The sequence below is a fragment of the Streptomyces sp. G45 genome (assembly GCF_049542095.1).
In the GTDB taxonomy this organism is placed as follows: domain Bacteria; phylum Actinomycetota; class Actinomycetes; order Streptomycetales; family Streptomycetaceae; genus Streptomyces.
The window spans coordinates 1761803-1787505 of sequence record NZ_JBMUZU010000001.1 but is presented as its reverse complement, the minus strand read 5'-3'; the positions used below and the strand labels follow the sequence as shown (position 1 = coordinate 1787505).

Sequence of the window (25703 nt, the reverse complement as noted above, 5' to 3'; positions counted from 1 at the left end):
GGGAGCCGCGTGATGAGGTGGGCGATCGCCGGATACGGCGACGTCGTGGAGCGGCGCGTGCTGCCCGCGCTGCGCGCGCTCGGCGAACGACCGGCGTACCTGTGGGGCCGTGACGCGGACCGGGCGGCGCGCGTCGCCGCCCGGCACGGCGTGCCGCGCTCCGGCAGCGACGAGGACGCGCTGTTCGGCGACGGGATCGACGCGGTGTACGTGGCCACGCCCGTGGTCCGCCATGTGCCGCTGGCCCGGCGGGCGTTGGCCGCCGGGCTGCCCGTGCTCGTGGAGAAGCCGCTGGCGGGGGGCCTCGACCAGTCACTGGAGGCCGACGGCCACCCGTGTGCCGCGGTCGCGTACTACCGCAGGCTCGCCCCCGCCGTACGCCGCCTGCGCGCCGCACTCGACACCTGGACGCCGCGCCATGTGGAGGTGCGGTTCCGCTGCGCCTTCGCACCGGGGCCGACGCACCCCATGCGGTGGCGCACCGACCCCGCGCTCTCCGGCGGCGGAGTGCTGGCGGACGCGGGCAGCCACCGGCTCGACCTGCTGGTGATGGCGTTCGGACGGCCCAGCCGGGTGCGGGGAGGCTCGGACACCGCTTCCCCGAGGGGGCGGAGCGGCGGGCCGAGGTGGAGCTGGCGTGGGCGTCCGGCGTGCGGGCGCGGCTCATCGCGGAGTGGAGCGACGAACCGCCGCTCGACCGGATCGAGCTGACCGGCGACGGCCGCGTCCTCACGCTCGACCCGCTCGACTCGGGCCGCCTGCGCGTCCAGGGGCCGGACGGCTCACGGACGCTGACGCTGCCGCCCGCCACGAACCCGCACGAGCCGCTGATCGCCGACTTCGCGCGGGCGGCGGCGCTCGGCCGCCCGCCCGCGTGCCCGGTGGCCGACGCCCGCGCCGTCGACGAGATCATCGCCGCCGTGACCCGCCAGAGCCGTACCGACAGCGGTGGCCCGGCTCACGCCCCGTCGTCCGCCGACCAGGGGCGCAGCCAGCGCGGGTCGGGCGTGTCCGACTGACGTACGAAACGGGCGTCGACGGACAGCCGCATGGCGTCCGTGGCCGAGTCGAGGGAGGCGTGGATGACGTTCGGCACGTGCACCATCAGGTCGCCCGCGGCGAAGTCAGCCCACAGCCAGCGGCGGTCCAGGCTGCGCGCCGTGAACTCCAGGTCGTGGCAGATCTGCCGCCGGTCCTCCGGCCGGTCCGTGGTGTCGCGCAGCGGCTCGTACGCCGACGGCGGCAGCGTGTGCGAGCCCTCCAGGTAGACCAGGGCGCCCGCCTCGGGCGGGCAGTCGCCCACCGGGATCCACATGGTCACGACCCGCTCCGAGCCCTGGTCCATGTAGTCGAAGTCCACGTGGGCGCGCGAGGCGCGCCGCGAGCCCCGGTGGAAGTGGCGCAGGATGCGGCGCGGCAGCATCCGGGCCTTGCCGTCCAGCAGGTCGGCCGCCAGCTCCGCGAGCCGCGGGTCGTCGAGGAACCGGTCGAAGGTGCCGGAGCGCACGAACGCGTGCGCTGGGTGCCCGGCCACGCCGTGCTCGGGCAGGCCCTCGGGCACCCGGCCCGAGAACACGCCGTCCCGGGGCGTGGTGCCGGGCGCCAGATAGCCCGGCGGGAACCGCGAGAAGTACGCGGCCCGCAGCCGCAGCACGTCCTCCCGGTCGAGGAAGCCCGGCAGATACAGATAGCCGTCCTCGCGCAGCCTGGCCCGCAGCGCCGCCGGGTCGCGGCGCTGCTCGGCGCCCGTGGCGCGCAGCGGGCCGAACAGCTCGGGGGAAAAGGGTATGGGTATGCCGTTCGACGAGAGGTTCATGGGGAGTCCCTGAGGGGTCGTCAAGCGAAAGTGGTCATCGGACCGTCGAGTGCCGCCTTCGGTTCGTTTCGGTGGCCGTGTGCCAGGCCGTGTGCCAGGCCGTGCGTGCGGCCCACGTGTGCGGGATGTGCGTACGGCCCATGTGTGCGGTGTGCGTACGGGGGTCGTGCGAACGGGTCAATAGACGCCCTCCACGGCCTGCTGAACGTCCGTCAGGCCGTCGTGGAACGTCTGGACGGCGGCCACCCCGTCCCAGGGGAACCACGGGTGCGGTCCCGTCCTGATCGCGCTGTCCCGTTCGAGGAGGTTGGGCAGGAAGAGGTCTTCGAGCAGGGTGGTCACCCGCACCCGGCCGCGCTCGCCCACACCCACCTCGCGCCACGGGTCGGCCGGGTCGACCACCTGGAGCACGGCGAACGGCGGCGGCAGGTGGTAGCTGTGCCCGGTGCCCTCGGGCAGCGGCGGCGCGCCCGGCACGGCGTCGGCCTGGAGGGCGTGGCCCGCCAGCGTGTTGCCGTACGTGTCGATCCACTGCACGCCGTCCAGGTGCTCCTGGCGCAGGAACGCGGCCTCGGCGGCGCTGCACGTGGTGCCGCCGGTGCACACCGCGCGGATGCCGTAGGTGTGCAGCGGGCGCGGCACGCGCATCGCCAGCTCCAGGAGCAGCCGCGAGGTGGTGAACAGCAGCGCGGGCCGCTCACCGTTCAGCAGCGTCAGCGTCTGCTCCACCAGGTGGCCGGTGTAGGCGTCCGCCTCGCCGCCCGCGCGCAGGGCCGCCTTCACCCAGCGCGGGTCGAAGTCGATCGCGAACACCGCCCCGCGCCAGGAGTCCGCGAGACCCTCCACGAAGTGCCCGTACGCGTGCGGGCCGCTCGGCGTCATCGCGAGCACGTCGCCGCCCGCCACGCCGCGCGCCTCCAGGACGGTGCGGTAGACCTCCACGTCGTACGCGAGGCGCGTGACGTTCACGATCCGGCAGGGCGCGCCCGTGGTGCCGCCCGTCTCGAACACGCGGAACGGGCGGTCCCGGTAGCCGCGCGGACGCAGGTCGAGCGCGCTGGCGGCGCGCAGCTCGGCCTTGTCGAACAGCCCGAACTGCTCCAGGTCGGCGAAGCCCCCGACGTCGGTGAGCGGGTCGAAGCCGAGCCGCTCGCGCCGGGAGACCCAGAACGGCGAGCCCGTCTCGGGCGAGAAGTGCCAGCGCATCATGCGCCGCGTCCACGCGTCGAGGTCCACGGCCAGCTCGGGCACCCGGGAGCGCAGCGTGTCGTACAGGTTCGCGAAGGTCACCTCAGGGGTGCCGTGATCACGGGCCGCGGTCGTCATGCGCCGCCTCCTGGGTCGCGGGGGTCCCCCGGTCGTGCCGGTGGACGAAGAGGGAGCGGTCGGCGATGGCCCGGGCCGCGTCCGGCGCGGCGGCGAGCACGACGGCGGACGGGAAGGGCACCTCGTGCCCGACCAGCGGATGCGCCACGTCCGGCCCGGTGAACACGCCGTCCAGCAGCGCGAGGTGGGGGCGCACGTACACCTCGCCCGCCGCGCCGCGCACGACCGTCGGCTCGCGGGTGAGCAGCCGGTCGCCGGGCCCGAGCCGCTCGCGTACGGAGGCGGCGGCCCGCTCGGCCTCGCCGGGGGAGCGGAAGGCGGTGAGCGGCCAGTCGGGGGCGGCCGGGTCCGGGACGGGCCCCGGGTGCAGCGCGTCGAGCGCCGCCGCCAGGGCCTTCGCCAGCGGCTCCGCGAGGCCCTCGTCGGCGCACACCGCCGTGCGGACGTTGCTGCAGAACCGCCCCGAGTCGGCCGCGACCAGCGGCAGCAGCCACGCCACCGCCTCCTCGACCGGCAGGTCCCGCGGCACCAGGGCACAGCCGCGCCCCGGCCCGTGCAGGGTCAGCGTCGGCGCGCCGCGCACCGACGCGGCGAGCCCGGCGCCGCCGTACACCACGTGCCGGTCGGTGAGCTTCACCAGGCCGTGCAGCGCGCGCTGTTCAGTGGGGTACAGGCCGAGCCTGGCCGGTGGCCAGCCCGCCCCGAGCAGCGCCGCGACGAGCCGGGCGGCGGACAGCGGTTCGCGGCGGCTCGGGCGCACCCACACGCCCGCCGACCGCTCGGCCTGGTCGAGCACCGAGTCCAGGCAGGTGAAGGTGTTCCCGGGCAGCGACACCAGGGCCAGCGCCGCGTCGGGGGCGGGGGCGGGTGCGGCACGGCCTTCGACGCCCTCGCGCAGCATCCGGCACCAGCGGTCGACCAGCGGCCCCGGAAGGCCCGCGGTCTCCCACAGCGCGGCCCGGAACTCCTCGGCGCTCTGCGGGCCGACGCCGCCCACGGTCACCGTGCCGTGCGCGAACGACTCCAGGGCGGACAGCAGCAGCTCGCGCCGCCCGGTGAGCGGCGGCAGCCCGTCCCGCACGCCGTCCCACCAGCGGCGGTCGGCGTGCGCCACGATCTCCGGTACGAGGGCGAGGCGCCGCCCGGTGCCGCCGGGCAGCGGCGCGCTGTCCAGGGAGCCCTGCCAGGTGCCCTGGCGGAACGCGGAGACGGTGGGCCCGCTCGCGGCGCCCGCGGTGCCGCTCACGACAGCTCGGCCCGCAGCGCCGCGACCACGCGGAACTGCTCGGCCCGGGTCAGCGTCGGGTACAGGGGCAGGGCGATGTGGTGGCGCGCGAACCAGCGGGCCCGCGGGAAGGGGCCTTCGGCTTCGGCCCCGCCTCTGGTCCCGGCTCCGGTCTCGGCTTCGGTCCCGCCTCCGGTCCCGGCTTCCGTCCCGGCCTCCGGCGCGGTCCGGGTGAAGTACGGCTGGTCGCACAGGAGGTGGTCGTACACCTCGCCCGCGAGCGCGACGCCGTGCCGCTCCCGCAGCCGCTTCTTCAGCAGGGCGCGGTCCACGGGCCCGTCCAGGTAGGCGAGGTACTTGTAGTAGTTGCCGCGGACGCCCTCGGGCACGGTGTGGGCGCGCAGGTGCGGCACGCCGTCGAGGAGTTCGTCGTAGGCGGCGGCGAGGTCGCGGCGCGCAGCCAGGGTGCGGTCGAACCGCTCCAGGTCGACGGTGCCGACGGCGGCGTGGAGTTCGCTCAGGCGCCAGTTGCCGCCGGGGCGGTCGTGCAGGGTGGACCCCTGCGCGCTCTTGCCGTGGTCGCGCCAGCGCCGCACCTGCTCGGCGTCGGACGCCGGGTCGGCCCCCGCGCAGGTGACCAGGCCGCCCTCGCCGCTCACGGCGACCTTCGTCGGGAAGAAGGAGAAGGCCCCGAACCGGCCGAAGGAGCCCGCGAAGCGGCCGTCGAGGGTCGCGCCGAGTGCGTGCGCGGCGTCCTCCACGACCGCGACGCCGCGCTCCGCGCACAGCGCGACGACCTCGCCGAGCAGCGGCGACACGATGCCGCCGATGTGCACGGGCAGCACCGCCGCGGTGTCCGGGTACCGGTCAAGGGCCGTGCGCAGCGCCGCCGGGTCCAGGCCGAGGCCGTCCAGCTCGATGTCCACGAACCGCACCCGCGCCCCGGCCCGCACGGCCGCCGCCGCCGTCGCGAAGAACGTGTTCACGGGGACGAGCACGGTGCGGTCCGCCACGCCGACGATGCGCAGCGCGATCTCCAGGGCCGCCGCGCCCGACGCGACGGCGACGCCCGCCACGCCCGTCCAGGTCCGCGCCCGGTCCTCGAAGCGGGCCAGCTCCGGGCCCTGCGTGAGGTGCCCGGAGGCGAGGGCCAGGTCCACGCGGTCGAGGATCGCGCGCCGGTCGGCGACGTCGAAGTGGATGCGCTGGGCGGGCACGTCGGCTGCGGCGTCCGCGGGCTGCGCCAGGGCGCGGGTGAGGAAGTCCACCGCGTGCCCGACGTGGGTGCCGTGCCCCATGGGCAGCTCGCGCACCTCAAGGGGTCCGCTCGCGGTGGCGTACGCGCGGCGCACGGCGTCCGCGGCGGCCCGCGCGTCGGCCGGTTCCAGGTAGGCGTCGGCCGTGCCGTACTGGAGGTGCAGCGGCGCCGGGGCGAGCGCCGCGTACAGGTCCGGCAGGTCCGCGTACTCCAGGACGCCCGGCAGGACCGCGCCCTCGTGGCCGGTCAGCAGCCGCGCGAACAGCGCCGGATAGCTGCCGAGGTGGCTCGCCGCGCACACCGGCAGCGGGCGCGGCCCCAGCAGCGCGGTGTGCAGGGCCACCGCCGCGCCCAGGCTGTGCCCGAACAGGCCGACCCGCTCCGGGTCGGCCAGCGGATGGGCGGTGAGCAGGTCGAGCGCGCCCAGCGCGTCCCCGACGAGCGCGCCGAGCAGCGACCGGCCCGTCAGCGCGAACGCGTGCGCGAGCAGCGTGCCCTCGTCCCGGCCCGCCCGGCGCTCCTCGTCCAGGCCGCCGCCGATGCCGTGCTCGATGGACAGCGTGACGAACCCCGCCCGCGCCAAGTGCTCGGCGACGTTGCGGTCCGGGAAGTCCGGCGGGGTCTCGCCGGTGAGCTGCTCCATGCGGGCGTGTCTGCCGCCGAGGACCAGGACGGCGGGGCGGCGGCCCGTGGTGTCCTCGGGGGCGAGCAGCGTGCCGTGGAAGGTGCCGCGCACCGGCGAGGTGAGCGTGAGGCGGTCGCGGCGCAGGCCCTCGGCGGTGGTGGTCGTGGTGGCGGCGACCCCGAGGGGGGCGGGGGTCACGCGGGCCAGGCGGGCGAGCGTCGCGCGGAGCGTGCGGGACCACGCGGCGTGGGCCTCGGGGGTGTCGACGGACGGGGGGCGGCGGAGGGTGGGCTCCGTGGTGAGCAGATGGCGCAGGTGGGTGGTCTGCATGCGGGTGTTGCTCGCTCCTGTGGGCTACGGGTGGGTGGTTCCTCGCGGGGCGCCCCAGACCCGCCCCTTCCCGAACCAGGGGGCTCCGCGGATCGCGGAGAGCCGAAGGCAGCGAGTCCGCGGGCGCTCCAGCCCGTCCGGCGTCTGAGGACGGGGCGCGGAGCGCTGACGAGCACGGTGCGGGGCGCCCCCGCCGGGAAAGGGTCAGACGAAGTCGGCGTGGAGGGTTTCCGGCACCTCGACGGCGTACGCCGACAACGCCTCGTCCAGCTGGATCTGCCCCCGCTGCAGCAGTTCGAGCAACTCGTTCTGCGGCCGGTAGAAGCACGACTTGCACAGGTCGGTCCGGCGCGGGTTGGAGGCCTCCCACTCGGCGCGCGGGCCGCCTTCGAGGACCGTCGGATAGCCGAGGTCGACGACGTCCCCGATGCGGTAGCGGCTGTTGAGGTGCACCTGGGGGCAGGGGTAGAGGTGCCCGTCGGCGCCGACCGCCGTCACGAAGCGGCTGTAGTGGCAGCGCTCGAAGTCGCCCTCGACGGTCTCCACCTGGTCCATCGGGCCCCGGTCCAGCTTCGGCACCGAGACCTCGAAGGCGTCCGTGGACATCTCGGCCGCCTCGACGAGCGACGCGGAGATCTCCTCCATGACGGTCTCGATGGTTTCGTGGCCCATGGCGCTGTAGAACTCGGGCTCGAAGCGGACGTAGTGCGCTCCGGACTCGTGGGCGATGCGGGCCGCCGCCACGATCTCGCGGTAGTTCTGCATCGTGATCACGTAGTTGAAGCCGATCCGGAAGTCCGGCGCCACGGCGTTCGCGCGCAGGCGGCCGATGTTGTCGACGAACTTCGAGAACGTCTGCTCGCGGTCGCGGGTGATGTCGTTGAACGTGGCCTCCGTGCCCGCGTTCATGCCGACCCGCACCCAGGTGTGGGTGTTGATGACGGCGTCGGCGATCTTCGGGCGGCCGAGCCGGGAGCCGTTGGTGATCAGGCCGATGTGCAGGCCCACGTCGTGCCCGGCGTGACAGATGTCGGCGTAGCCCGGGTGGATGGTGCACTCGCCGCTGCCGCAGAACGTCACGGCGCGGCCCTCGTTCTCGGCGAACTCCTTGAGGAGGTTGATCGCCTTGTCGGTGGTGATGGAGTCCTTGAACGAGAACAGGTCGTAGAACTGCTCCTCGTTCGGCGAGTGGAAGTTGCAGAAATTGCAGCGCATATTGCAGGCGCCCATGATGCCGATCCGCATGTGGATCGGTTTGATCTCCTGACCGGCCACGAATCGCCGGAGAAGATCTCCGTGGGCCATGACTTTCTGGGGGGAGTGCGCCTGATCGAGGCTGACGTCGGGGAGCCCTTCGCGGTTCCGCGGCGCGGCCATTTCCAAATCGCGGGCAGCTTCGGTGCTGGTCACGAACCCTCCACACACGTAGTGGGCAGCGTTTTGCCTTGTGCTAGCGACCTTCGCGACAGTAGGAGAGCGCTTCCAGAGGTGTCAACGGGTCTAGACATCCAGGAAGTTGAGTAAACATCTAACTCGCCGTGGGTTTAGGCCAAATGTTTCCGGCAGGTGTTCTCGTCACATGCCAGGGGGGCGCGCCTGGTCAGGGTCGCACCGGGCGGCGCCCCCGGGGCGCCCCGTCGGGGTGGAGGTCAGGACAGATGCCGGGGCGGGCCGCCCTTCTCAGGGGCAGGGCTTCTTGAACAGGTGCGAGAACGTGCGGTACGTCTGCGCCGCCCCGCCGCCCGGCGGCGCCGGGTACTCGATCACCGGTATCGGCTTGCACACCGGCCACTGGCGGGTGTCGTCGTCGGTCGAGGACTTCACGAAGCCGTACGTACCGGCGGCGCCCAGCAGGCAGTTGACGCACTTGGTGGCGGAGCCGGTCTCCAGGATGGTCGCGTCGATCAGGGTGTTGTACACATCGTCCTTGGTCGGCGTGCGCTCCGGGGCCGGGGTGCCCCGCCGTCCCCCGCGTCCTCGTTCGCATCGGAGTACGAGCGGTCGAACGCGTCCGCGAGGAGCGTGAAGGCGTCGTGGTACATGATCGCGTAGCCGTCGTCGAGGGCCTTCTCGCCGATGTCGTGCCGCCGGTCGAGCCGGTCGAAGTACGTGCGGAAGTCCCGCAGGCCCTTCGGCGCTCCGGTGCCGGGGCCCTTCCACCAGTCGGGCGACACCGAGGCCGCGGCCACGATCGTGATCTTTGTGTCCCGCAGCATGCGGGTGATTTCCGCCGTGGTCAGAGTGGGTTCAAGGCCGATGCCGACTTTCAGAATGCGCACCGGCCTGCCGCCCTCACATGTTCCCTCCTGTGACAGGCGTTTCACGAGTGCCGGGAGATCCTGATCGCGACCCGCGAAGAACACCGTGTCCGAACCGGTCAGACAGATCTTCTGTACGGCGGACTGGAATCGCTGCGGGATACCGGCCGCCGGACCGGTCGAGCCGAGGAACGACGCCGAGCGCTTGCGCAGCCCGTACTTTCCACCGAATTTCCGCTCCAGGAGCCGGTGGAGATTGCGGGAGTACACGTCGTCGGGACGGCTGTCGAAGACCAGGAAACCCTTGCCCGCGCCCGGCTTCTTCTTCAGGTAGTGGGCGAGCGCGTCCGCGAACATCTCGTTGTTCGGTGAGGTCTTGAAGAAATAGGGGGCGTTCATGTCGGCGGAGGTGATGACGGGGCCGACCGTGGCGATGCGGCGGCGGCTCAGCTCCCGCATCGCGTCCCGCGTCTCGGGCGTGCTGCTCGGCAGGCCCATCACGCCCACGAGCGGCGACTGCCGGTCGTCCGTCAGCGCCGCCAGGTCGTCGATCACCGGCCGCCACTGGTCGAGGTCCTTGCCGTCGGGCGCCATCAGGAGCTGGTAGTGCGGGCCGCTGCCGCTGTTGTGGCGCAGCTGGGCGGCGTGCGCGCCCGCCAGGGCCCGGCGGATCATCGCCTCGGTCATGGCGCTGGAGTCGTCCGACGTGAAGGGCATCATCAGCGCGATCCGGCCGTACGGCATCGGGGCCTCCCCCTTGGCCGGGTCCTCCCAGGCGCGCCTGACCCGCGCGTTCTCGTCCGCGACGGCCGCGATGAGCCCCTTGAGACCGGCGTCCGCGTCGAACGCGCCCTCGGTGACGCCCACGCACTCCCCGTCGCGCTTCTCCAGGCCGCCCGCGCAGTCCTCGGGGCGCAGCGTCAGGTACAGGACCACGCCCACGGCGATCAGGGCCAGCGGGACGAGCACGGCGACGGCCTTGTCGAGGGGACCGAAGCCGTTGCGGCGGCTCAGCAGACGCATGGTTCCTCACAGTTCGGGCAGCGGCAGCGGCCGCTTCTCACGGGCGGCGGTCGGCCAGGTGCGGGCGGCCTGGCTCAGGACGGCGCGCCACGTCTGGTGCCGCAGCGACAGGAAGGCCAGCTCGGCCCCGATGTCGTCGCACAGGTCGGCCTCCGGCTCCGCGAGCGCGTCGGACAGGTACCACAGGCCGTGCAGCAGCCTGTTGATGCAGCGGTCGATCTCGTCGATGTCCTGGTAGCGGTCGTCGTGGGCGCCCGCCGCCACCGCGGCGCGGTCGTCGTCCCAGTCGGCCGCCGGGGGCGCCGGTGCCGTGGCCGCGTACGCCAGGCAGGCCAGCCAGCGCAGCGCGCTCGGCCGGTCCTGCTCGGACTGGAACTCCTCGGACAGCGCCGCCACCACCGTCTTCGCCTCGCCGGACGCCAGGGTGTGGCGCAGCGCGTCGGCCTCGCTGTCCTCGCCCCGCGTGGTGTGGTGGCGGCGCAGGAAGCCGTGGATCTCCTGCCAGCCGCGGCGCGAGTCGGCGCCCTGCGAGGTGCGGCGCGCCTCGTGCACCAGCAGCGTGTGCAGCAGCGGGTCGGCGGCCAGCGGGCGGTCCTGCGGGGTGTCCCGCTGCCAGCGCTCGGCCTCCAGGTAGTCGGCGGCCGCGTTCGCGGGCAGCTGCTCGGGGCCCTCCAGGCGCAGATGCGCGGCCAGGGCCTGCGCCGCCGTGCTGTCCCGGGCCAGCGACAGCGGGACGAGCCGGGCCCGCTGCTGCGGCGACGGAAGCAGCCGCTCCAGGATGGCCTCCGTGACGGGGCGGCCGTCGCCGGTGGTCAGGTCGAGCAGCTGGCGCGGCCCGAGCCGGGCGGCCCCCGCGCCGCCCGCGGCGGCTGCGTGCCGCAGCACCGCGTCGCACAGCACCCGGCTGGCCAGGGGGTGCCCGCCGGTCACGGTGTGCAGGGCGGACGGCAGGTAGGAGTGCAGCGGCGCGGGCGCGGCGTCCAGCATCAGCAGCACGTCGTCGCGGCTGAGCGGGGTGAGCGGCACCACGAGCAGCCCCGCGGACGGCGCGTGCCCCCGGCGCCGCCAGTGCGAGGACGTCACGAGGTCCGGCAGCTCGCGGTGGACGGCGTCGGTGGCGTCCGGCGGCGCGTCGCCCAGCCGGGTCGCGACCACCACGAGCGGGTCGGGGCGCTCGGCGCCGGGCCGCGCGCGGTACTCCAGGACCAGGTCGACCAGACGGGCCCCGGCGGGGGAGTGCGTGTTGTCGAGCAGCACCAGGGGGCGCGGGTCGCGGTTGAGGCGCTGCCACTTGCTGCGGGCGGCGGCGACGTCCTCCAGGAAGGCGTGCACCAGGGTCTGCTCGGCGGCGTCGCGGTAGTCGCCGCCGCGGCGGAACCAGTCGGCGAGCCGCAGCAGCCCCTCGGGTCCCTGCGGGCCGTCCGGCGCGGCGCCCTCGGGCGCCTCGGCGTACCGGTCCTGGTACCACTGGCGCAGCGGGGCGGCGCCGCGGGCGCGCGTGTAGCGCTCGAAGAACTCGGCGAGCACCGCGTGGGTGACCGCGTGCGCGTCGGCCGCGGCCCCCGCCCGCGCCCCGTCGTCGAGGCGGGCCCGCACCCGGGCGTCCCAGCGCCGGGCGACCTCCGCCTCCGTACCGGACTCCAGATGGCAGGCGATCAGCAGGCGGGCGATGCGCGCGGTGGCGCGCGCCCGCACCTGAGGGGACCCGCCCGCGGCGCCGCCGAAGACGGCCGTCAGGCCGGGCAGCAGCAGCGGGAAGCGCCTGCTCAGGTCGGGTGCGAGGGAGCGCACCAGCTCTTCGAGGAGCTCGACCACGAGCGCCGACGCGGCGGTGTCCACCCGCGCCAGCGGCAGCCGCCCGGCGTAGTGCCGCTCCAGGGCGGCGAGGACGGCGGTGCGGCCCATGCCATGCCGTCCGGTCACGAGGACCAGGGGGAGGTCCTTGTCGTACTCCCAGGGCACGCGGGCGCGTTCGGCATAGGCGAGGCCGGTGAGGCGGGGGACGAGGGAGTGGAGGAGCGGATCGCGTGCGTACAGCCGAGGCGTTTCGGATGTGTGCATCTCGCCGGATTCCGCTCCCGTCGCTGCCCTCTCGGTCCTCTGGGCCCTCTCGGTCCTCGCGTCACGCGTCCCTGGCGACCGGCCCGGGCAAGGGGTCCTGGCGACCGGACCGTGTCAACCGCCCCGCGGGGGCAAGAAGTTACACCCCTCACTATCCCCTGGCCAGGGCTTTCGGGGCATGGGAACGCGCATATTACGGCGGATTGGGGCCCTGGATACGGCAGTCGGCGGGCGCGGCGGCGGAAGCGCCGTCCGTGGCCGGATCGTTACGGAGCGCGTCGGCTCAGGTGCGGGGGCGCACGGCCAGCTCCACGCCCGCGGGCGGCTCCCCGGCGACCTCGCCCGGGTAGTCGAGCTGGATCCGGCGCAGCGAGCGCAGCCCCGCCAGGTGCACCAGGTCGACGCTGTCGAAGAGAGTCAGCTGGATCTCCTCGAGTCCCGGCAGGCGGCGGGCGATCCGCCGCAGGGACACCGTCGCGCCGACCCGGGAGCGGACCTCCAGGCGGGTGAGCTGCGGGATGCGGGTGCCCGGTGGGAAGAGCATCATGCTCAGCTGCTCGTGCGACAGGCGCAGCGTGCGCAGCGCGGGCAACTCGGCGAGCAGGGCGTCCCAGTCGTCGGGCCGCAGCCGGTCGCTCGCGTTGTGCAGCCGCAGCTCGCGCAGCTCCGTCAGCTGGGTGATGGCCGCCAGCTCCACCGCGTCCGGCGGCAGCGCGAGCAGCCGCAGCGCGCCGGGCCGCGGCAGGTCGCGCAGGCCGCGCCAGGGCACGGCGGCGCCGAGCAGCAGCGCGTCCAGGCGCGGACAGGCGGACAGCCGGGCCAGCGGCTCCAGTTGGGGCAGGTCGGTGAGGGTGAGCCTGCGCAGCAGCGGCAGCCGGGCCAGCGGCGCGGTGTCGCTGACGGCCCGGCAGCCGTGCAGGCCGAGCACTTCGAGCCCGGCGAACGCGGCGAGGAAGCCGAGGCCGGTCAGCCGCATGTTGCCGCGGAGGCGCAGCTCCCGCAGGCCCTCGGGGTTCAGCGCCCCGAGGACGTCCATCTCCGTGAAGTCGCCCTGGAGCACGACGCGTTCGTACCCCGACATGCCGCTCAGCGCCTTCAGCTCGGCCGGGGAGCGGACCGTGACGGCCTCGCTCGCGCCGGACGCGAGCAGCGGCTTGATGATCTCCTCGGCGTACTCCTCGGTGTCGAACCGGTCCCAGTGGGCGAGCAGCTGGGCCCGCACCGCGGACTGCCGGGTGGTGCGGAAGTCCCGCAGCCGGGCGAGGGCCGCGTCGCCGCCGATGCGGCAGATGGCGTGCACCGTCGTCACCTCGCCGTCGCCGGTGAGGCTGTCCGCGTCGGGCAGCAGGCCGAGCAGCAGCGTCCCGGCCTCCGCGAGGGTGCGGGCCTCGCGCATGGTGCGCGGCGGCAGGAGTTGCGCGGCGCGCTCCTCGACGGTGGCGCGCACGTCCGGGTCGAGGCGGGTGGCCTGGTCGAGCGAGGCGAGGGCGAGCAGCCTGAGGCGGGTGCGCACGGATTCGTCCCCCTCGCGGTCGGCCCGGACGGTCAGCCGGGTCAGCAGGTCGGCGCGCTCGTCGGGGCGCGCCTGGGCGACGGCCATCTGGACGACGTCCTCCCACCCGTCGAGGTGGGCGTGCGCGACGAGCGCCCCGATGTCGTGGTCCTCCAGGGCGGCCTTCGCGCCGAGGAAGTCCTGGAAGGTGCGGTGGATGAAATCGACGGCGCCCTCGGCGGGCTCGCGCAGGATGCCCGAGCGGTCCAGGAGCAGCCGCAGCACGTCCTCCGCGGACCCGGCCCGCGCCAGCTGCGGCACGGACGGGCGCAGCCGCTCCACCAGGTCGACGGCGTGGCGCCGTTCAAGGCGGGTGCGCTCGTTGCGGATCAGCCAGTACGCGAGCCGCTTCAGGGGCTCCGTCGCGGACTTCTGGTCGAGCTTCGGCGGGCGCCTGCCGTACAGGTCGCGCTCCCGGTCGCGGCGCTCCAGGAGCATGGACAGGGCCGCCTCGTACAGCGCCACCCGGCCCTGCGGCAGGAAGCCGCGGCGCTCGCGGTGCAGCGCGCAGATCAGCGAGCACAGCAGCGGGTTGGTGGCGAGGCGGCTCAGCTCGGGGCTGGCCCGCAGCGACCGCAGCAGCGTGTCGGCGAGGTCGCCGCCCGCGCCCGCCGCCTGGTGCCAGCGCTGGATGAAGCGGCGCACGTCGACGGGGCGCAGCGGGGTGAGCGTGAACTCGCGGAAGCCCTCACGGGCCAGCCAGCCCCGCGGCAGCGCGGACGGGCGGGTGGTCACCAGCCACAGGTTGCCGGGGAAGGCGGCCCGCAGCTTGGCGAGCCAGGCCCGGGTCCGGGGGCGCTCGGCCTCCGGGATCTCGTCGACGCCGTCGATCAGGAGCACCCCGCGCCCGGCCTGGAGCAGCCGCACCGCCCACCCCTTGGGCTCGGAGCCCGCGAGGGGGCAGCCGATCCACTCCAGGAAGCCGTCGGGCAGCGGCAGTTCGGTGTCGTCGCGGGCGAGGGTGCGCAGCGGCAGCACGAACGGGACCCGGCCGAGGAGCTGCGGCAGGTGGCCCGGCACCCTCTCCTGCCGGGCGCAGGTGAGCGCGAGCCACTGCACCAGCGTGGTCTTGCCGGTCCCGGCGACGCCGCGCAGCAGCACCCGGTCGTGCCCGGCGAGGGCGGCCTCGACGGGGCCCGCGGCGCGCTCCGACTCGGGGTCCGGGTCGACGCCGCGCCCGTCGGGGTCCGCGTCGCCGTTGCCGGGCACGGGCAGCGGCTCGGCGGGGTCGCGCGCGGGCACCGCCTCCAGGCTCAGATAGGCGGTCTCCAGGGGCCAGGCCTGGCTCTGCGCGTCATGCAGGTCGACGCCGTAGATGGTCAGGGTGCTGTGCTGGCCCACGACGTAGTCGGCGTACCGCCGCTCGAACTCGGTGTCCTCGGCGAGCGTCGTCGGCAGCCGCTCAAGGAGCAGCCGCAGCTGTTCCTTCTGTGCGCTCAGGCCCCGGCGCAGCTCGACCTGGCTGCGCGCCTCGAAGCCGGGGCGCTTGCTGAACTGGTGGACCAGGTGCAGGCAGGCGGTGACGAGGAGGCGGTCGTGCAGCCGGGCGGCCTCGGCGCTGAGCAGGTCACGGGTCTCGGGGGCGCTGGCCCGCACCAGGGCCTCGGCGAGCTTCTCCGGGCCCAGGTCGTAGGCCTGTACGTCGTCCATGTCGAGGTCGCCGAGGGCGCGCAGGGTGTGGCCGAGGGCGTACCCGACGGCGTTCTGCTCGTCCCGCGCGACGGGCGGGTCGTGCGGGCCCGCGGCGCGCACCGCGCGGCGCACCAGCTCCCGGGCGAGCTGGTAGAGGTCGGCCTCGCTGAGGGTGCGCTGGTCGCCGGTGAACGACAGCAACCGCCGCAGCCGCACCGGCCGTTCGCCGAACTCCGCGCCCGGCCCGCTCGGCGGTGGCAGCAGCAGCTTCTTGACGAGCGGCACCATCACCGACGACGCGATCCGCAGCCCCACCGTTCCGGCGTCCACCCAAGCCCCCATCCGCGAACGGAACGCACTGTGGAACCTTAGACGCTGGGACGGCGGGACGCAGGGGGTCGCGGACGGCGGGGCGCGGTGCGTCCGGGGGCGGGGGAGCGTGCGCCGGGCGGGCGGGGGCGCGGCCCCGGGGTGATCAACTCCCTACCGCGATCCCGCCGGAGGCACTACGGGGATCCAGGCCCCTCGGGTTAGCCTCGCAGGGTGACGACATCTGCTGCACAGCGCCGGGCGCCGAGGCTGTACGCCATCAGTGACCTGCATGTGGCGTACGCCGAGAACAGGAAGTTCGTCGACGAGCTATGGCCGGAACACGAGGGCGACTGGCTGATAGTCGCCGGTGACGCGGCCGAGATGATGGCCGACATCGAGTGGTCCCTGCGCACGCTCGCCGAGCGGTTCCACACGGTGGTCTGGGTGCCCGGCAACCACGAGCTGTGGACGCCCCGCGACGACCCGAACCAGTCGCGCGGCGAGGCCCGCTACCGCCAGCTCGTCGACCTCTGCCGCGAGTTGGGCGTGCACACGCCCGAGGACCCGTTCCCCGTGTGGCGGGGCGAGGGCGGCCCCGTGACCCTCGCGCCGCTGTTCCTGCTGTACGACTACACCTTCCGGCCCCCGGGCACCCACGGCAAGCGCGACGCCCTCGAAGTCGCCTACGAGACCGGCGTGGTCTGCACCGACGAGGTGCTGCTCCACCCCGACCCGTACACTACGCGCGACGACTGGTGCCGCGCCCGCGTCGCGCTCACCAAGGAGCGGCTCGACGCGCTCGACCCCGATACGCGCACCGTCCTCATCAACCACTGGCCGATCGTCCGCGAGCCCACCCGCATCCTGCGCTACCCCGAGTTCGCCCTGTGGTGCGGCACGGAGGCCACCGCCGACTGGCCGGTGCGCTACCGCGCGGAGGCCGTCGTCTACGGCCATCTGCACATCCCCCGCACCACGTGGCACGACGGCGTCCGGCACGAGGAGGTCTCCGTCGGCTACCCGCGCGAGTGGAAGCGCGAGCGGCACCCCAACCCGCGCCTGCGGCAGATCCTGCCCGCGCCGGGGACGGCGGACTGACCCCGCGCGGCGTACGGCGGGCTGAGCCCCGCGCCGTGTACAGCGGGCCGCCCGCGCCCTCCGCCGTGGGCTGACGCGTGTCGTCAGCGGCGTGTCAGCCACCCCCGTGAAGCTGGGTCGCACGAAGCGCACAGACGTCACGGGAGCCACAGGAGGGCACCATGCGGCTGACGGTACGGGGGCACGCGCGCGGACTCGGCGCGTCGACCGAGGCGACTGAGGTGGCCGAGGGGACTGAGGCGACTGACGTGGCCGACGTGACCGCGGCGATCGCGGTGACTGAGGTGACTGAGACGACCGAGGGGCTGGTCCGGCGATGACCAGCCAGCAGATCCAGCTTCTGTTCGTGGACCTGGCCCTGATCCTCGCGCTGGCCCGGGGCCTCGGCGCGCTGGCCGCCCGCCTCGGCCAGCCGCCCGTCGTCGGCGAGATCCTCGGCGGCATCCTGCTCGGCCCGACGCTGTTCGGCACGCTCCTGTCCGACCACCTGTTCCCCGGCGACGTACGCCCCCTGCTCACGGCGCTCGCGGACATCGGCGTCGGGCTCTTCATGTTCATGGTGGGCCTGGAGCTGGAGCACCGGGTGCTGCGCGGCCGCACCCGGGTCAGCGCGGGGGCCGCGCTCGGCTCGACCCTGGTGCCGTTCGTGCTCGGCGTCGGCCTCGGCTGCTACCTGCTGCGCGACCACGCCACCGAGCAGCGCACCGCGTTCGTCGTCTTCATGGGCCTCGCGGTGTCCGTGACCGCCTTCCCCGTGCTCGCCCGCATCCTCGCCGACCGGGGCCTGTCCCGCACGGAGATCGGCGGGATCGCGCTCGCCACGGCCGCGCTCGTCGACATCGTCGCCTGGTCGGCGCTCGCCGGGGTGCAGGCCGTCGTCGGCGGCGCCGACGACTACTGGCGCGTGGCCCTGCTGCTGCCGTTCGCCGCGCTCCTGGTGGCGCTGCGCCCGCTGCTGCGCCGGATCGTCACCGCCCCGGCGGGGCCCGACGGCGGGGTCGCGCCGCTCAGCGCGAACCGGCTGGGCGTGATCCACGTCGGCGCGCTCCTGTCGGCCGCCGCCACCGAGGCCATGGGCATGCACTACATCTTCGGCGCGTTCCTGTTCGGCGCGGTGCTGCCGCGCGACGCCGCCGGGGCGCTGCGCGACGACGTGTGCGAGCGCACCGGGCAGGTCACCTCGCTGCTGCTGCCGGTGTACTTCGTGGTGGCGGGCCTGAAGGTGGATCTGCGCGGCCTCGGCCCGAGCGGCGCAGTGGACCTCGCGGTCATCCTCCTGGTGGCCGTGGTGGGCAAGTTCTGCGGCACCTACGCGGGCGCCCGCTCGCAGGGCCTCGCGCCCTACGGGGCGAGCCGACTGGCCGCGATGATGAACACCCGGGGCCTGACCGAGCTGGTGATCCTGGGCGTCGGCCTGCACCTCGGCCTGCTCGACCGGCCGCTGTACTCGCTGCTGGTCGTCATGGCCCTGGTCACCACGGCCATGACCGGCCCGGTCCTCACCCTGATCGAACGGCGCGCGGCCCGCGCGGACCGGGCGCCCGGGGCGCGGGACGCCGCGGCTGAGGGCACGGCCCGGGACCGGGCCCGGACGGGCTCCCTGTCGTAGCCGGGGCGGGCGGGGGCAGCCGGGCTCACGCGCAATCACCCCGTGCGCGGGCCCGCGTTCCCTGAAACCATGGCACGGTCCGCCACGGGGAGAGCCGCGGAAGGGGCCGCCACATGACCGACGCCGACCGCACGCCGGACGCGGGACGCCCGCCCGGCCCCGACCGTCCGCCGGGCGCGAGCGCGCGCTTCACCGGCCGGGTGGCCGTCGTCACCGGCGGCGCCTCCGGCATCGGCGCCGCCACCGCCCGGCGCCTCGCCGCCGAGGGCGCGGCCGTCGTCGTCGCCGACGTGGCCGCCGAGCGGGGAGCGGCCGTCGCCGACGGCATCCGGGACGGCGGCGGGCGCGCGGCGTTCGTGGCGGCGGACGTGGCCGACACCGACGACTGGGGGCGCGTGGTCGAGACCGCGCGCCGCTTCGGCCCCGTGGGAGTGCTCGTCAGCAACGCGTACGCCGCCGAGATCGCCCCCGCGCACGAGATGACCGGCGCCTCCTGGGAGCGGCAGCTCGCGGTGAACGTCACCGGCGCGTTCCTCGGCTTCAAGGCCGCCCTGCCCGACCTGCGCGCGCACCGCGGCGCCGTCGTCCTCACCTCGTCGGTCCACGCCCACAAGGGCCTGCCCGGACGTCCCGCGTACGCCGCCAGCAAGGGCGCGCTGCTCTCGCTGTGCTCCCAGCTCGCCGTCGAGTACGGGCCCGAGGTGCGGGTCAACGCGGTGCTGCCGGGGCCGATCCTCACGCCCGCCTGGGACCGCGTCCCCGCCGAGGCGCGGCGGCTGACCGTCGAGGGCACGGCGGCGCGGCGGCTCGGGACGCCGGAGGAGGTCGCCGCGGCCATCGCGTTCCTCGCCGCGGACGAGGCGGCGTACGTCACCGGGGCGAGCCTGGTGGTGGACGGGGGCTGGAGCGTGGTGAAGGCGTCCGCGTGAGACCCACGAGCGCCCCCGGCGGCACGCCACCGGCCATACGGACCGGCCGTAGGCACCAGTGGCTCGCACCGGCCGTACGGACCGGCCGTAGGCACCAGCGGCTCGCACCGGCCGTACGCACCGGTCAGGAGGACCCCTAGCACCGCCCAGGAGGCACCGTGAAGATCACCCGCGTGGAGACCTTCCTCGTTCCGCCGCGCTGGCTGTTCTGCCGCGTGGAGACCGACGACGGTGTCGTCGGCTGGGGCGAGCCCGTCGTCGAGGGCCGCGCCGAGGTGGTGCGGGCCGCCGTGCGGGTGCTCGCCGAACACCTCGTCGGGCAGGACCCGCTGCGCGTCCAGGACCACTGGCAGGTGCTCACCAAGGGCGGCTTCTACCGGGGCGGCCCCGTCCTGTCGAGCGCCGTCGCGGGCCTCGACCAGGCACTGTGGGACATCGCGGGCAAGACGTACGGGGCTCCGGTGCACGCGCTGCTCGGCGGGCCGGTGCGGGAGCGGGCCCGGGTGTACGCCTGGGTGGGCGGCGACGAGCCCGCGGACCTGGCCGAGCAGATCGCCGCCCAGGTCGACGCGGGCTTCACGGCGGTCAAGATGAACGCCGCCGGGGTGACGTCGCCGATCGCCACGCCCGCCGAGACGGCGGCCGTCGTCGACCGGGTCGCCGTGGCCCGCGACGTGCTCGGCCCGCACCGCGACGTCGCCGTCGACTTCCACGGCCGCCTCACGCCCGCCAGCGCCCGCCGCGTCCTGGCCGAACTCGCCCCGCTGCACCCGCTGTTCGCCGAGGAGCCGCTGCTGCCCGAGCAGGGGCACCTCCTCGCGGGCCTGGTCGCGGCGAGCCCCGTGCCGATCGCCACCGGCGAACGCCTCTACGGGCGCGCCGAGTTCCTGCCCGCGCTCACCGCAGGGATCGCCGTCGCCCAGCCCGACCTGTCGCACGCGGGCGGCATCACGGAGGTCGTGCGGATCGCCGCGCTCGCCGAGACGTACGGGGCGCTGCTCGCCCCGCACTGCCCGCTCGGCCCGATCGCGCTCGCCGCCAGCCTCCAAATGGCCTGGCTGACGCCGAACTTCCTCATCCAGGAGCAGAGCCGGGGCATCCACTACCACAAGGCCGCCGACCTGCTGTCGTACGTCGTGGACACCGAGCCGTTCCGCTTCACCGGCGGCCACGCCCACCGGTGCGACCGGCCGGGCCTCGGCGTCGATGTCGACGAGGCGGCCGTGCGGGCCGCGGACCGGCGCGGCCACGCCTGGCGCAACCCGGTGTGGCGGCGGTCGGACGGCTCGTTCGCGGAGTGGTAGCCGCACTAACGCGGCGAGGGCAGCGCCAACTCCCGCAGCCAGGAGGGCCGCACCACCCCCATGCCGAGGCCCGTCGGCACGGGCACCGTCCCGCGGCGCAGGTCCTCCTCGCGGTAGCGGCGGCAGTCCCGGTGCCAGATGTGGATGCCCGCCATCCAGTGCTTGAGCCGCTCGACGTGCCCGTCCAGGGCCGCGCGGGCCGCGTCGCCCAGCGCGAAGTCGTCGTACAGGACGGGCAGTTCGTGCGCGATGACGTGCTGGAACTGGCGCATCCGGGAGCGCATCAGGTCGTCGACGATGCCGACGGCCGTCGGGTAGTCGCAGTCGAAGAAGTGCTGCACGACCAGGACGCCGTTGTGGATCTCGCCCTCGTACTCGATCTCCTTCTGGTACGAGAAGAGGTCGTTCATCAGGCAGGCGTAGTCGGCGGCGGAGTTCTCCAGGCTGCGCATCGGGCCGCTCTCGTAGACCTCGCGCGGCACCGCGTCGCCGCGGCCGAGGCGGCTGAGGAGCATGGTGAGGTCGGAGCCGAAGGTGACGCGGCGCATCTCCAGGTAGTCGACGGGCTCGGGGACGCGGTGCTGCGCCTGGTTGGCCAGCTCCCACAGCCAGCTGTCCGTCATGGTGACGACGGAGCGGCGCAGCGCGGCCCGCTCCTCGTCGTCGAGGGAGGCGGCGGTGCGCCGCCACAGGTCGTCCAGGCCGCGCTCCAGGGCGTTGAGGGGCGGCGGCGCCGGGGTGTCGCCGAGCGGCATGAACAGCGCGAGCCGGTCGGTGCACGCCTTCGCGCCGGGCAGGTCCCGGGTCCTGCCGAACACCGCGGGATAGTAGTCGTCGGCGTACGTCCCCCAGGTCAGCCAGCCCGTGGACAGGTCGAGCCGCGCGGGCGTCGCGTCCGGGTGGATCCCGGCCGCGCACAGCGCCAGGTCGTACCCGGCGAGCTTGTGCGCGTCCCAGATCCCGGAGCCCGGCACGCCGGGCTGCGGTTCGAGCAGGCCCATGCGGGCGGCCCAGTCGATCACCTCGCGGCGGGCCCGCTGGAGGTACGGGCTCAGGGTCGTCCCGTACGGCAGGTCGAAGTCCGGCAGCAGGGACGGGCCGACGTGCTGGTACGGGACGTGCGTGAACCGCCGTGCCCGCTGGGCGCCGGTCGGCGACAGCAGCGCCTTGACGCCGCTCGCGGACGTGCCGAACCCGGTCGGGCCCGCGAGCGGTGAGGCGCCGGTGCCCTCGACGGCGCCCTCGTTCATGTAGCGGCTGGAGCGCAGGTGCCACTCGTGGCCGCCCGACTGCCAGTCCTGGAGCCCCTTCACGTACGCGAGGACGTCCGCGCACTCCCGGGGCGGCAGCGCCCGCTCGGCGAACAGCGGCGGCAGCTCCGTGACGACCGTGTCCTCGAACTGCTGCATGCGCGAGGTGAGCAGGTCGTTGACGGAGTCGGCGGCCTCCTGCGTGGTGCAGCCGAGGAAGGTCTCCAGGACGAGCACGCCGTTGCTCAGCTCGCCCTCCTCCTCGATCTCGCGCTGGTACGAGAACAGGTCGTTGCGCAGGTGCACGGCGTCCGCGAACGTGTCCCTGAGCACCCGCAGCGGCCGCGAGTCCGCCACGCCGGGCGGCACTTCGGCCGCCGCCGCGTACTCGATGAGGCCCGCGGACCACGGGGCGCCGCCGACCTTGCGGCGCATCTCGATGTACTCGACGGGGTTGGCGATCCGGCCCGCGTTGATGTTGGACAGCTCCCACAGCGACTCGTTGAGGAGGCCCCGGGTGCTCTCCGCGAAGCGGGCGCGCCAGTCGTAGGACATGCCGGGCACCGTGCGCCGCCACAGGTCGGCGAGGCCCGCCTCGACGGGGTTCGTCGGCTCCGGCATGGGCGTGGCGAGGTCCATCGGCATGAACGCGGGCAGCCGGTCCAGATAGGCCTTGCCGCCCTCGCGGTCCTGGGTGCGCTTGAACAGTTCGAGGAAGTGGTCGTCGAAGAAGAACACCCACACGTACCAGTCGGTGACCAGGGACAGGGCCTGCTCGCCGCAGTCCGGGTGGGTGTAGGCGCACAGCAGCGCGTAGTCGTGCGCGTCCAGGTCGGCCTGCTCCCACACGCCCGAGCCCTCCAGCATGCCCATCTCCCGCGCCCACGCGCGCGCGTGGGAACGCGCCGCCTCCACATGGGGGTTGAGGCGCGCGGGGTGCGCCATGTAGAAGTCCGGCAGTTCGAAGGGCTGGGACGGCTGGGACATCGCGGCTGTCTCCTCACGCGGGGCGTACGACCAGCCGAGCACTACCCCCGACGCGCCGTCCGATGCGGCGGACCGGCGCCGGTCACACCATCGCGTGATACGCCGAACGGGAGGAAGGGGGTTGTTCAGGATGGTTCAAACGGGTGTACGGGGTGAGGGGTTGGGGGCGGACGGGGAGGGGGCGCCTGGGGGCGCGGGGGTGGCGGTGCCTGGGGCCGCGCCCTCGGCGGAGCCGAGGTCCGCCGCCGTCAGCCCCGTGGTTTCGAGGTCCGCCGTCGTGATCCCCGCGGCTTCGAGGTCCGCCACCGTCAGCCCGGCCGCCGCCAGGTCCGCCGCGGTCAGCTCGCCCGCGATCGACGCGCGGATCGCCGCCACCCGGCCCGCGAGCCGCTGCCGTTGGGCGGTGAGGCGGGCGATCTCCGCGTCGATCTGCTCGATGCGCTGCTCCGCGACCCCCGGTTCCAGCCCGCAGCGCATGCGGGCCGCCTCGCCGGGCCGCGGCAGCCCGTCCGCGCCGAGGCGGTCGATGCCGTCCGCGCACCCCCGGATGTCCTCCACGGTCAGGCCGAGCGCCAGCAGCTGCCGGATGACGCGCACCCGCGCCACGTCCTCCGGCCCGTACACCCGCTGCCCGGTCGCCGTGCGGCGCGGCGGGCGCAGCACCCCGCGCTGCTCGTAGAACCGTAGCGCCCTCGGCGTCGTCCCCGCGGCCGCCGCCGCGTCGCCGATCCGCATCCGTCCCCCTCGCGGGCCGCACCTGCCGGGCCGCCACGCCCCGCCGGGCGCGCGGTCACAGCTCGACGACCACCGTCCCCTTGTGCCGACCCTCGAACACCTCGCCCAACGCGCCCGGAGCGGCGGCCATTCCCGCGACCCGCACCACCGGGAAGGTGAGCGCGCCCGCGCGCAGCCACGCCCCGAACCGCTCAAGCCACTCGGCGGCCTCCTCGGGGTCGGCGGGCGTGCCCGTGCCGCGCAGCGTGACCTGCTTGAGGATCAGCTGGAACGAGTCGAGCGTGACGGGCGCGCTCGCCCCGTCGCGCTCCGGCGCCAACTGCCCGGACAGCGCGCCGACGAGGGCGAACCGCGCGCCCTTGCGGGCCGCGCCGAGCGCCGCGCGCAGCTCGTCGCCGCCCACGTTGTCGAAGACCACGTCGACGCCGTCGGGCGCCGCCTGCGCCAACTGCTCGGCCAGTGGCCCCGCTCCGCGCCGCACCACGGCGTCGTAGCCGAGCGTCCCGGTCATCCACTCCGCCTTGTGCGCGGACCCGGTGGAGCCGATGACGCGGCCCGCGCCGAGCAGCCGCGCGATCTGCCCCGCCAGGGAGCCGACGGAGCCCGCGCCGCCGGTCACGAACACCGTGTCCCCCTCGCGCACGTCCGCGGTGCGGGTCAGCGCGTGGTACGCCGTCAGGCCCTGGGAGAGGTGGGCGACCGGGTCGGGCAGCTCGTCGCCGAGCGGGCGGCACGCGGCGACGGGCACGGCGGCGTACTCGCGCCACCCCTGGAAGTGGTACACGCTCGTGCCGACGCGCGGGCCGCCGTCGCGCGGGCCGCCGTCGCCGGGCGCCGCGACGACCTCGCCGACGGTGGCCCCGATGAGCGGGTCACCGACGCCGATCGGCGGGAACGGCGCGTCGGGCACGCTCCCGGCGATCAGGGTCCGCAGGGCCGCCGAGACGTGGAAGTACCGGTTGCGGACCAGGACCTCGCCGTCCTTGGGGGAGGGGAGCGGGACCTCGACGACCTCGAAGTGCCGCGCCTGCGGCAGGCCCTCGGGGACGGCGGCGAGCCGCACCTCGCGGGAGACGGCGGGGAGAGCGGACGAAGCGGACATGCTGGCTCCTCGATCGAGACGGCCGGACGGGCAGACGGCCCGGCGGGCAGGCGTTCCGGCGGCCGGACGGCCAGGCGGTCCGGGCCGTCAGGCGGGCCGCGAAGCTAACCCCTGACGTGCGGGTCAAGGGCAAGCCCCGGCGTGCCGGGCACCGCGCCGGAGGCGCCTACTGATGCATCAGTCAGAATCGCAATCACCAGTAAAAAAGCGCTTCTGTGCCCTTCATGTTGTGCTGATCTCAACGCATGGGTACCGTGGCGGCCATGGAGCAAGACCCCGATGTGCCCGCCCGGGTCCGCGAGGTGATCGCCGCCGCGGGCGTGACGCAGCGCGAGTTCGCCCGCCGCGTCGTCATGGACCCGTCGAAGCTGTCCCGCTCGCTCGGCGGCACCCGCCGCTTCACGGCGGCGGAGCTGGCCCGCATCGCCGACGAGGGCGGCGTCGACGCGGGCTGGCTGCTCGGCGCGCGCGGCCGGGCGCCCGCGCCCGGCCCGTCGGCCCGGCCCGCGTCCGGCGCCCCGCCCGAGGGCCGCCCCCTCCAGATCGTCCGCGAGACCGTCCGCCTCATCGCCGAGCACGGCTTCCACGCGGTCCGCGTCCAGGACATCGCCCAGGCCTGCGCCACCAGCACCGCCGCCATCCACTACCACTTCCCGGGCCGCGCCGACCTCCTGGAGGCCGCCGTCCGCTGGTGCATGGACGAGGACACCGCCCGCCGCGCCGCCCGCGTGGCCGACGCCGCCGACGCCGCCGAGGAACTGCGGCAGCTCATCGACCTCCAGATCCCGCGCACCCCGCGCCAGCGCGACCAGTGGTCCGTCTGGCTCGACCTGTGGGCGGAGGCCGCCCGCTCCACCGACATCGGCCGCCTGCACGCCGACTACTACCGGCAGTGGCGCGCCACCGTCGCCGACGTCATCCGGCGCGGCGTCGCCCAGGGCGCCTTCCGCCCGGTCGCCCCGGACGCCGCCGCGCTGCACCTGACGGCGCTCATCGACGGCCTCGCCACCCAGGTGCTGGCCTCCACCGGTGCCCCCGAAGCCGAGGGCACCAGCGCCGACGCCATGCACGCCGCCCTGCTCGCCCACGTGGCGGCCACACTGACACCCCCCTCGCCCTGACCGGCGTACCCCCGCACCGCCCCACGCACCCACCCAGGCACCGCGCACCGCCGCGCCCAGCCACCGCCGCACCGACCCACCCAGGCACCCACGCACCTCCGTACCGCCGCCGCACCGACGGCACGCACCCGCCCCCGAGGGAGAGCCCGC

20 protein-coding genes are annotated in these 25703 nt (G+C 74.9%); 8 read left to right on the top strand and 12 right to left on the bottom strand.

Annotated elements, in window-relative coordinates; translation table 11 throughout:
- Positions 1–12 precede the first annotated feature (12 nt).
- Together ACOBQU_RS07085 and ACOBQU_RS07080 are read left to right on the top strand one after the other, a co-directional pair.
- Positions 13–711: a Gfo/Idh/MocA family protein gene (locus ACOBQU_RS07085; protein ID WP_423625038.1), complete on the top strand. Its 699-nt coding sequence runs from the start codon at positions 13–15 to the stop codon at positions 709–711.
- Complete coding sequence (locus ACOBQU_RS07080) at positions 651–1019, top strand: hypothetical protein (RefSeq protein WP_423625037.1); 369 nt, start codon at positions 651–653, stop codon at positions 1017–1019. Before ACOBQU_RS07085 ends, ACOBQU_RS07080 begins: the two co-directional genes overlap by 61 nt.
- On the opposite strand, the gene ACOBQU_RS07075 is transcribed toward ACOBQU_RS07080, so the two are convergent.
- The 9 genes from ACOBQU_RS07075 to ACOBQU_RS07035 all read right to left on the bottom strand — a co-directional run bounded on the left by ACOBQU_RS07075 (position 959) and on the right by ACOBQU_RS07035 (position 15436).
- Complete coding sequence (locus ACOBQU_RS07075; RefSeq protein WP_423625036.1) at positions 959–1816, bottom strand: phytanoyl-CoA dioxygenase family protein; 858 nt, start codon at positions 1814–1816, stop codon at positions 959–961. The genes ACOBQU_RS07080 and ACOBQU_RS07075 overlap by 61 nt on opposite strands.
- A 177-nt stretch (positions 1817–1993) precedes the next feature.
- A complete protein-coding gene (locus ACOBQU_RS07070; RefSeq protein ID WP_423625035.1) occupies positions 1994–3142 on the bottom strand; it encodes a hypothetical protein in 1149 nt (382 codons plus the stop codon).
- On the bottom strand, positions 3123–4388 hold the full coding sequence (locus ACOBQU_RS07065) for a hypothetical protein (RefSeq protein WP_423625034.1): 1266 nt from the start codon (positions 4386–4388) through the stop codon (positions 3123–3125). The genes ACOBQU_RS07070 and ACOBQU_RS07065 overlap by 20 nt, the downstream gene beginning before the upstream one ends.
- On the bottom strand, positions 4385–6580 hold the full coding sequence (locus tag ACOBQU_RS07060) for a DegT/DnrJ/EryC1/StrS family aminotransferase (protein ID WP_423625033.1): 2196 nt from the start codon (positions 6578–6580) through the stop codon (positions 4385–4387). The genes ACOBQU_RS07065 and ACOBQU_RS07060 overlap by 4 nt, the downstream gene beginning before the upstream one ends.
- Before the next feature lie 204 nt (positions 6581–6784).
- Positions 6785–7825 (bottom strand): radical SAM protein, encoded by a 1041-nt coding sequence (locus ACOBQU_RS07055; RefSeq protein WP_423625032.1) that lies wholly within the window; start codon positions 7823–7825, stop codon positions 6785–6787.
- A gap of 435 nt (positions 7826–8260) precedes the next feature.
- Complete coding sequence (locus ACOBQU_RS07050) at positions 8261–8500, bottom strand: hypothetical protein (RefSeq protein WP_423625031.1); 240 nt, start codon at positions 8498–8500, stop codon at positions 8261–8263.
- The gene (locus ACOBQU_RS07045; RefSeq protein ID WP_423625030.1) at positions 8485–9861 is read right to left on the bottom strand and encodes an ABC transporter substrate-binding protein; all 1377 of its coding nucleotides are present in this window, start codon (positions 9859–9861) and stop codon (positions 8485–8487) included. Before ACOBQU_RS07045 ends, ACOBQU_RS07050 begins: the two co-directional genes overlap by 16 nt.
- Positions 9862–9867: 6 nt before the next feature.
- Positions 9868–11922: an ATP-binding protein gene (locus tag ACOBQU_RS07040; protein ID WP_423625029.1), complete on the bottom strand. Its 2055-nt coding sequence runs from the start codon at positions 11920–11922 to the stop codon at positions 9868–9870.
- Between the two features lie 283 nt (positions 11923–12205).
- Positions 12206–15436 carry an NACHT domain-containing protein gene (locus ACOBQU_RS07035; RefSeq protein WP_423625028.1) on the bottom strand — a complete coding sequence of 1077 codons (3231 nt, stop codon included), beginning with the start codon at positions 15434–15436 and terminating at the stop codon, positions 12206–12208.
- 213 nt (positions 15437–15649) lie between these two features.
- Between ACOBQU_RS07035 and ACOBQU_RS07030 the strand changes: the two genes are divergently transcribed.
- The 5 genes from ACOBQU_RS07030 to dgoD all read left to right on the top strand — a co-directional run bounded on the left by ACOBQU_RS07030 (position 15650) and on the right by dgoD (position 20358).
- Positions 15650–16516 carry a metallophosphoesterase family protein gene (locus ACOBQU_RS07030; RefSeq protein WP_423625027.1) on the top strand — a complete coding sequence of 289 codons (867 nt, stop codon included), beginning with the start codon at positions 15650–15652 and terminating at the stop codon, positions 16514–16516.
- 161 nt (positions 16517–16677) lie between these two features.
- Entirely contained in the window at positions 16678–16836 is a 159-nt protein-coding gene (locus ACOBQU_RS07025) for a hypothetical protein (RefSeq protein WP_423625026.1), read from the top strand.
- On the top strand, positions 16833–18125 hold the full coding sequence (locus ACOBQU_RS07020) for a cation:proton antiporter (RefSeq protein ID WP_423625025.1): 1293 nt from the start codon (positions 16833–16835) through the stop codon (positions 18123–18125). The genes ACOBQU_RS07025 and ACOBQU_RS07020 overlap by 4 nt, the downstream gene beginning before the upstream one ends.
- Before the next feature lie 113 nt (positions 18126–18238).
- Complete coding sequence (locus ACOBQU_RS07015; RefSeq protein ID WP_423625024.1) at positions 18239–19054, top strand: SDR family NAD(P)-dependent oxidoreductase; 816 nt, start codon at positions 18239–18241, stop codon at positions 19052–19054.
- Positions 19055–19212: 158 nt separating this feature from the next.
- Entirely contained in the window at positions 19213–20358 is a 1146-nt protein-coding gene (gene dgoD, locus ACOBQU_RS07010) for a galactonate dehydratase (protein ID WP_423625023.1), read from the top strand.
- 5 nt (positions 20359–20363) lie between these two features.
- Here the strand turns inward: dgoD and ACOBQU_RS07005 are convergent, their stop codons facing one another.
- The 3 genes from ACOBQU_RS07005 to ACOBQU_RS06995 all read right to left on the bottom strand — a co-directional run bounded on the left by ACOBQU_RS07005 (position 20364) and on the right by ACOBQU_RS06995 (position 24432).
- Positions 20364–22595 carry a terpene synthase family protein gene (locus ACOBQU_RS07005; protein WP_423625022.1) on the bottom strand — a complete coding sequence of 744 codons (2232 nt, stop codon included), beginning with the start codon at positions 22593–22595 and terminating at the stop codon, positions 20364–20366.
- Positions 22596–22730: 135 nt separating this feature from the next.
- On the bottom strand, positions 22731–23330 hold the full coding sequence (locus tag ACOBQU_RS07000) for a MerR family transcriptional regulator (RefSeq protein ID WP_423625021.1): 600 nt from the start codon (positions 23328–23330) through the stop codon (positions 22731–22733).
- Positions 23331–23385: 55 nt separating this feature from the next.
- The gene (locus ACOBQU_RS06995) at positions 23386–24432 is read right to left on the bottom strand and encodes an MDR family NADP-dependent oxidoreductase (protein ID WP_423625020.1); all 1047 of its coding nucleotides are present in this window, start codon (positions 24430–24432) and stop codon (positions 23386–23388) included.
- A gap of 263 nt (positions 24433–24695) precedes the next feature.
- Between ACOBQU_RS06995 and ACOBQU_RS06990 the strand changes: the two genes are divergently transcribed.
- Positions 24696–25553, top strand: coding sequence for a TetR family transcriptional regulator C-terminal domain-containing protein (locus ACOBQU_RS06990; RefSeq protein WP_423625019.1), 858 nt, complete (start codon positions 24696–24698; stop codon positions 25551–25553).
- Positions 25554–25703 lie beyond the last annotated feature (150 nt).

What these genes read in the sequence shown, in the direction of transcription:
- ACOBQU_RS07000 (WP_423625021.1), bottom strand. Translation starts at nt 23,330, where the DNA reads ATGCGGATCGGCGACGCGGCGGCGGCCGCGGGGACGACGCCGAGGGCG.
- ACOBQU_RS07040 (WP_423625029.1), bottom strand. Translation starts at nt 11,922, where the DNA reads ATGCACACATCCGAAACGCCTCGGCTGTACGCACGCGATCCGCTCCTC.
- ACOBQU_RS07045 (WP_423625030.1), bottom strand. Translation starts at nt 9,861, where the DNA reads ATGCGTCTGCTGAGCCGCCGCAACGGCTTCGGTCCCCTCGACAAGGCC.
- ACOBQU_RS07020 (WP_423625025.1), top strand. Translation starts at nt 16,833, where the DNA reads ATGACCAGCCAGCAGATCCAGCTTCTGTTCGTGGACCTGGCCCTGATC.
- ACOBQU_RS07075 (WP_423625036.1), bottom strand. Translation starts at nt 1,816, where the DNA reads ATGAACCTCTCGTCGAACGGCATACCCATACCCTTTTCCCCCGAGCTG.
- ACOBQU_RS07025 (WP_423625026.1), top strand. Translation starts at nt 16,678, where the DNA reads ATGCGGCTGACGGTACGGGGGCACGCGCGCGGACTCGGCGCGTCGACC.
- ACOBQU_RS06995 (WP_423625020.1), bottom strand. Translation starts at nt 24,432, where the DNA reads ATGTCCGCTTCGTCCGCTCTCCCCGCCGTCTCCCGCGAGGTGCGGCTC.
- ACOBQU_RS07070 (WP_423625035.1), bottom strand. Translation starts at nt 3,142, where the DNA reads ATGACGACCGCGGCCCGTGATCACGGCACCCCTGAGGTGACCTTCGCG.
- ACOBQU_RS07085 (WP_423625038.1), top strand. Translation starts at nt 13, where the DNA reads ATGAGGTGGGCGATCGCCGGATACGGCGACGTCGTGGAGCGGCGCGTG.
- ACOBQU_RS07005 (WP_423625022.1), bottom strand. Translation starts at nt 22,595, where the DNA reads ATGTCCCAGCCGTCCCAGCCCTTCGAACTGCCGGACTTCTACATGGCG.
- ACOBQU_RS07060 (WP_423625033.1), bottom strand. Translation starts at nt 6,580, where the DNA reads ATGCAGACCACCCACCTGCGCCATCTGCTCACCACGGAGCCCACCCTC.
- ACOBQU_RS07015 (WP_423625024.1), top strand. Translation starts at nt 18,239, where the DNA reads ATGACCGACGCCGACCGCACGCCGGACGCGGGACGCCCGCCCGGCCCC.
- ACOBQU_RS07055 (WP_423625032.1), bottom strand. Translation starts at nt 7,825, where the DNA reads ATGCGGATCGGCATCATGGGCGCCTGCAATATGCGCTGCAATTTCTGC.
- ACOBQU_RS06990 (WP_423625019.1), top strand. Translation starts at nt 24,696, where the DNA reads ATGGAGCAAGACCCCGATGTGCCCGCCCGGGTCCGCGAGGTGATCGCC.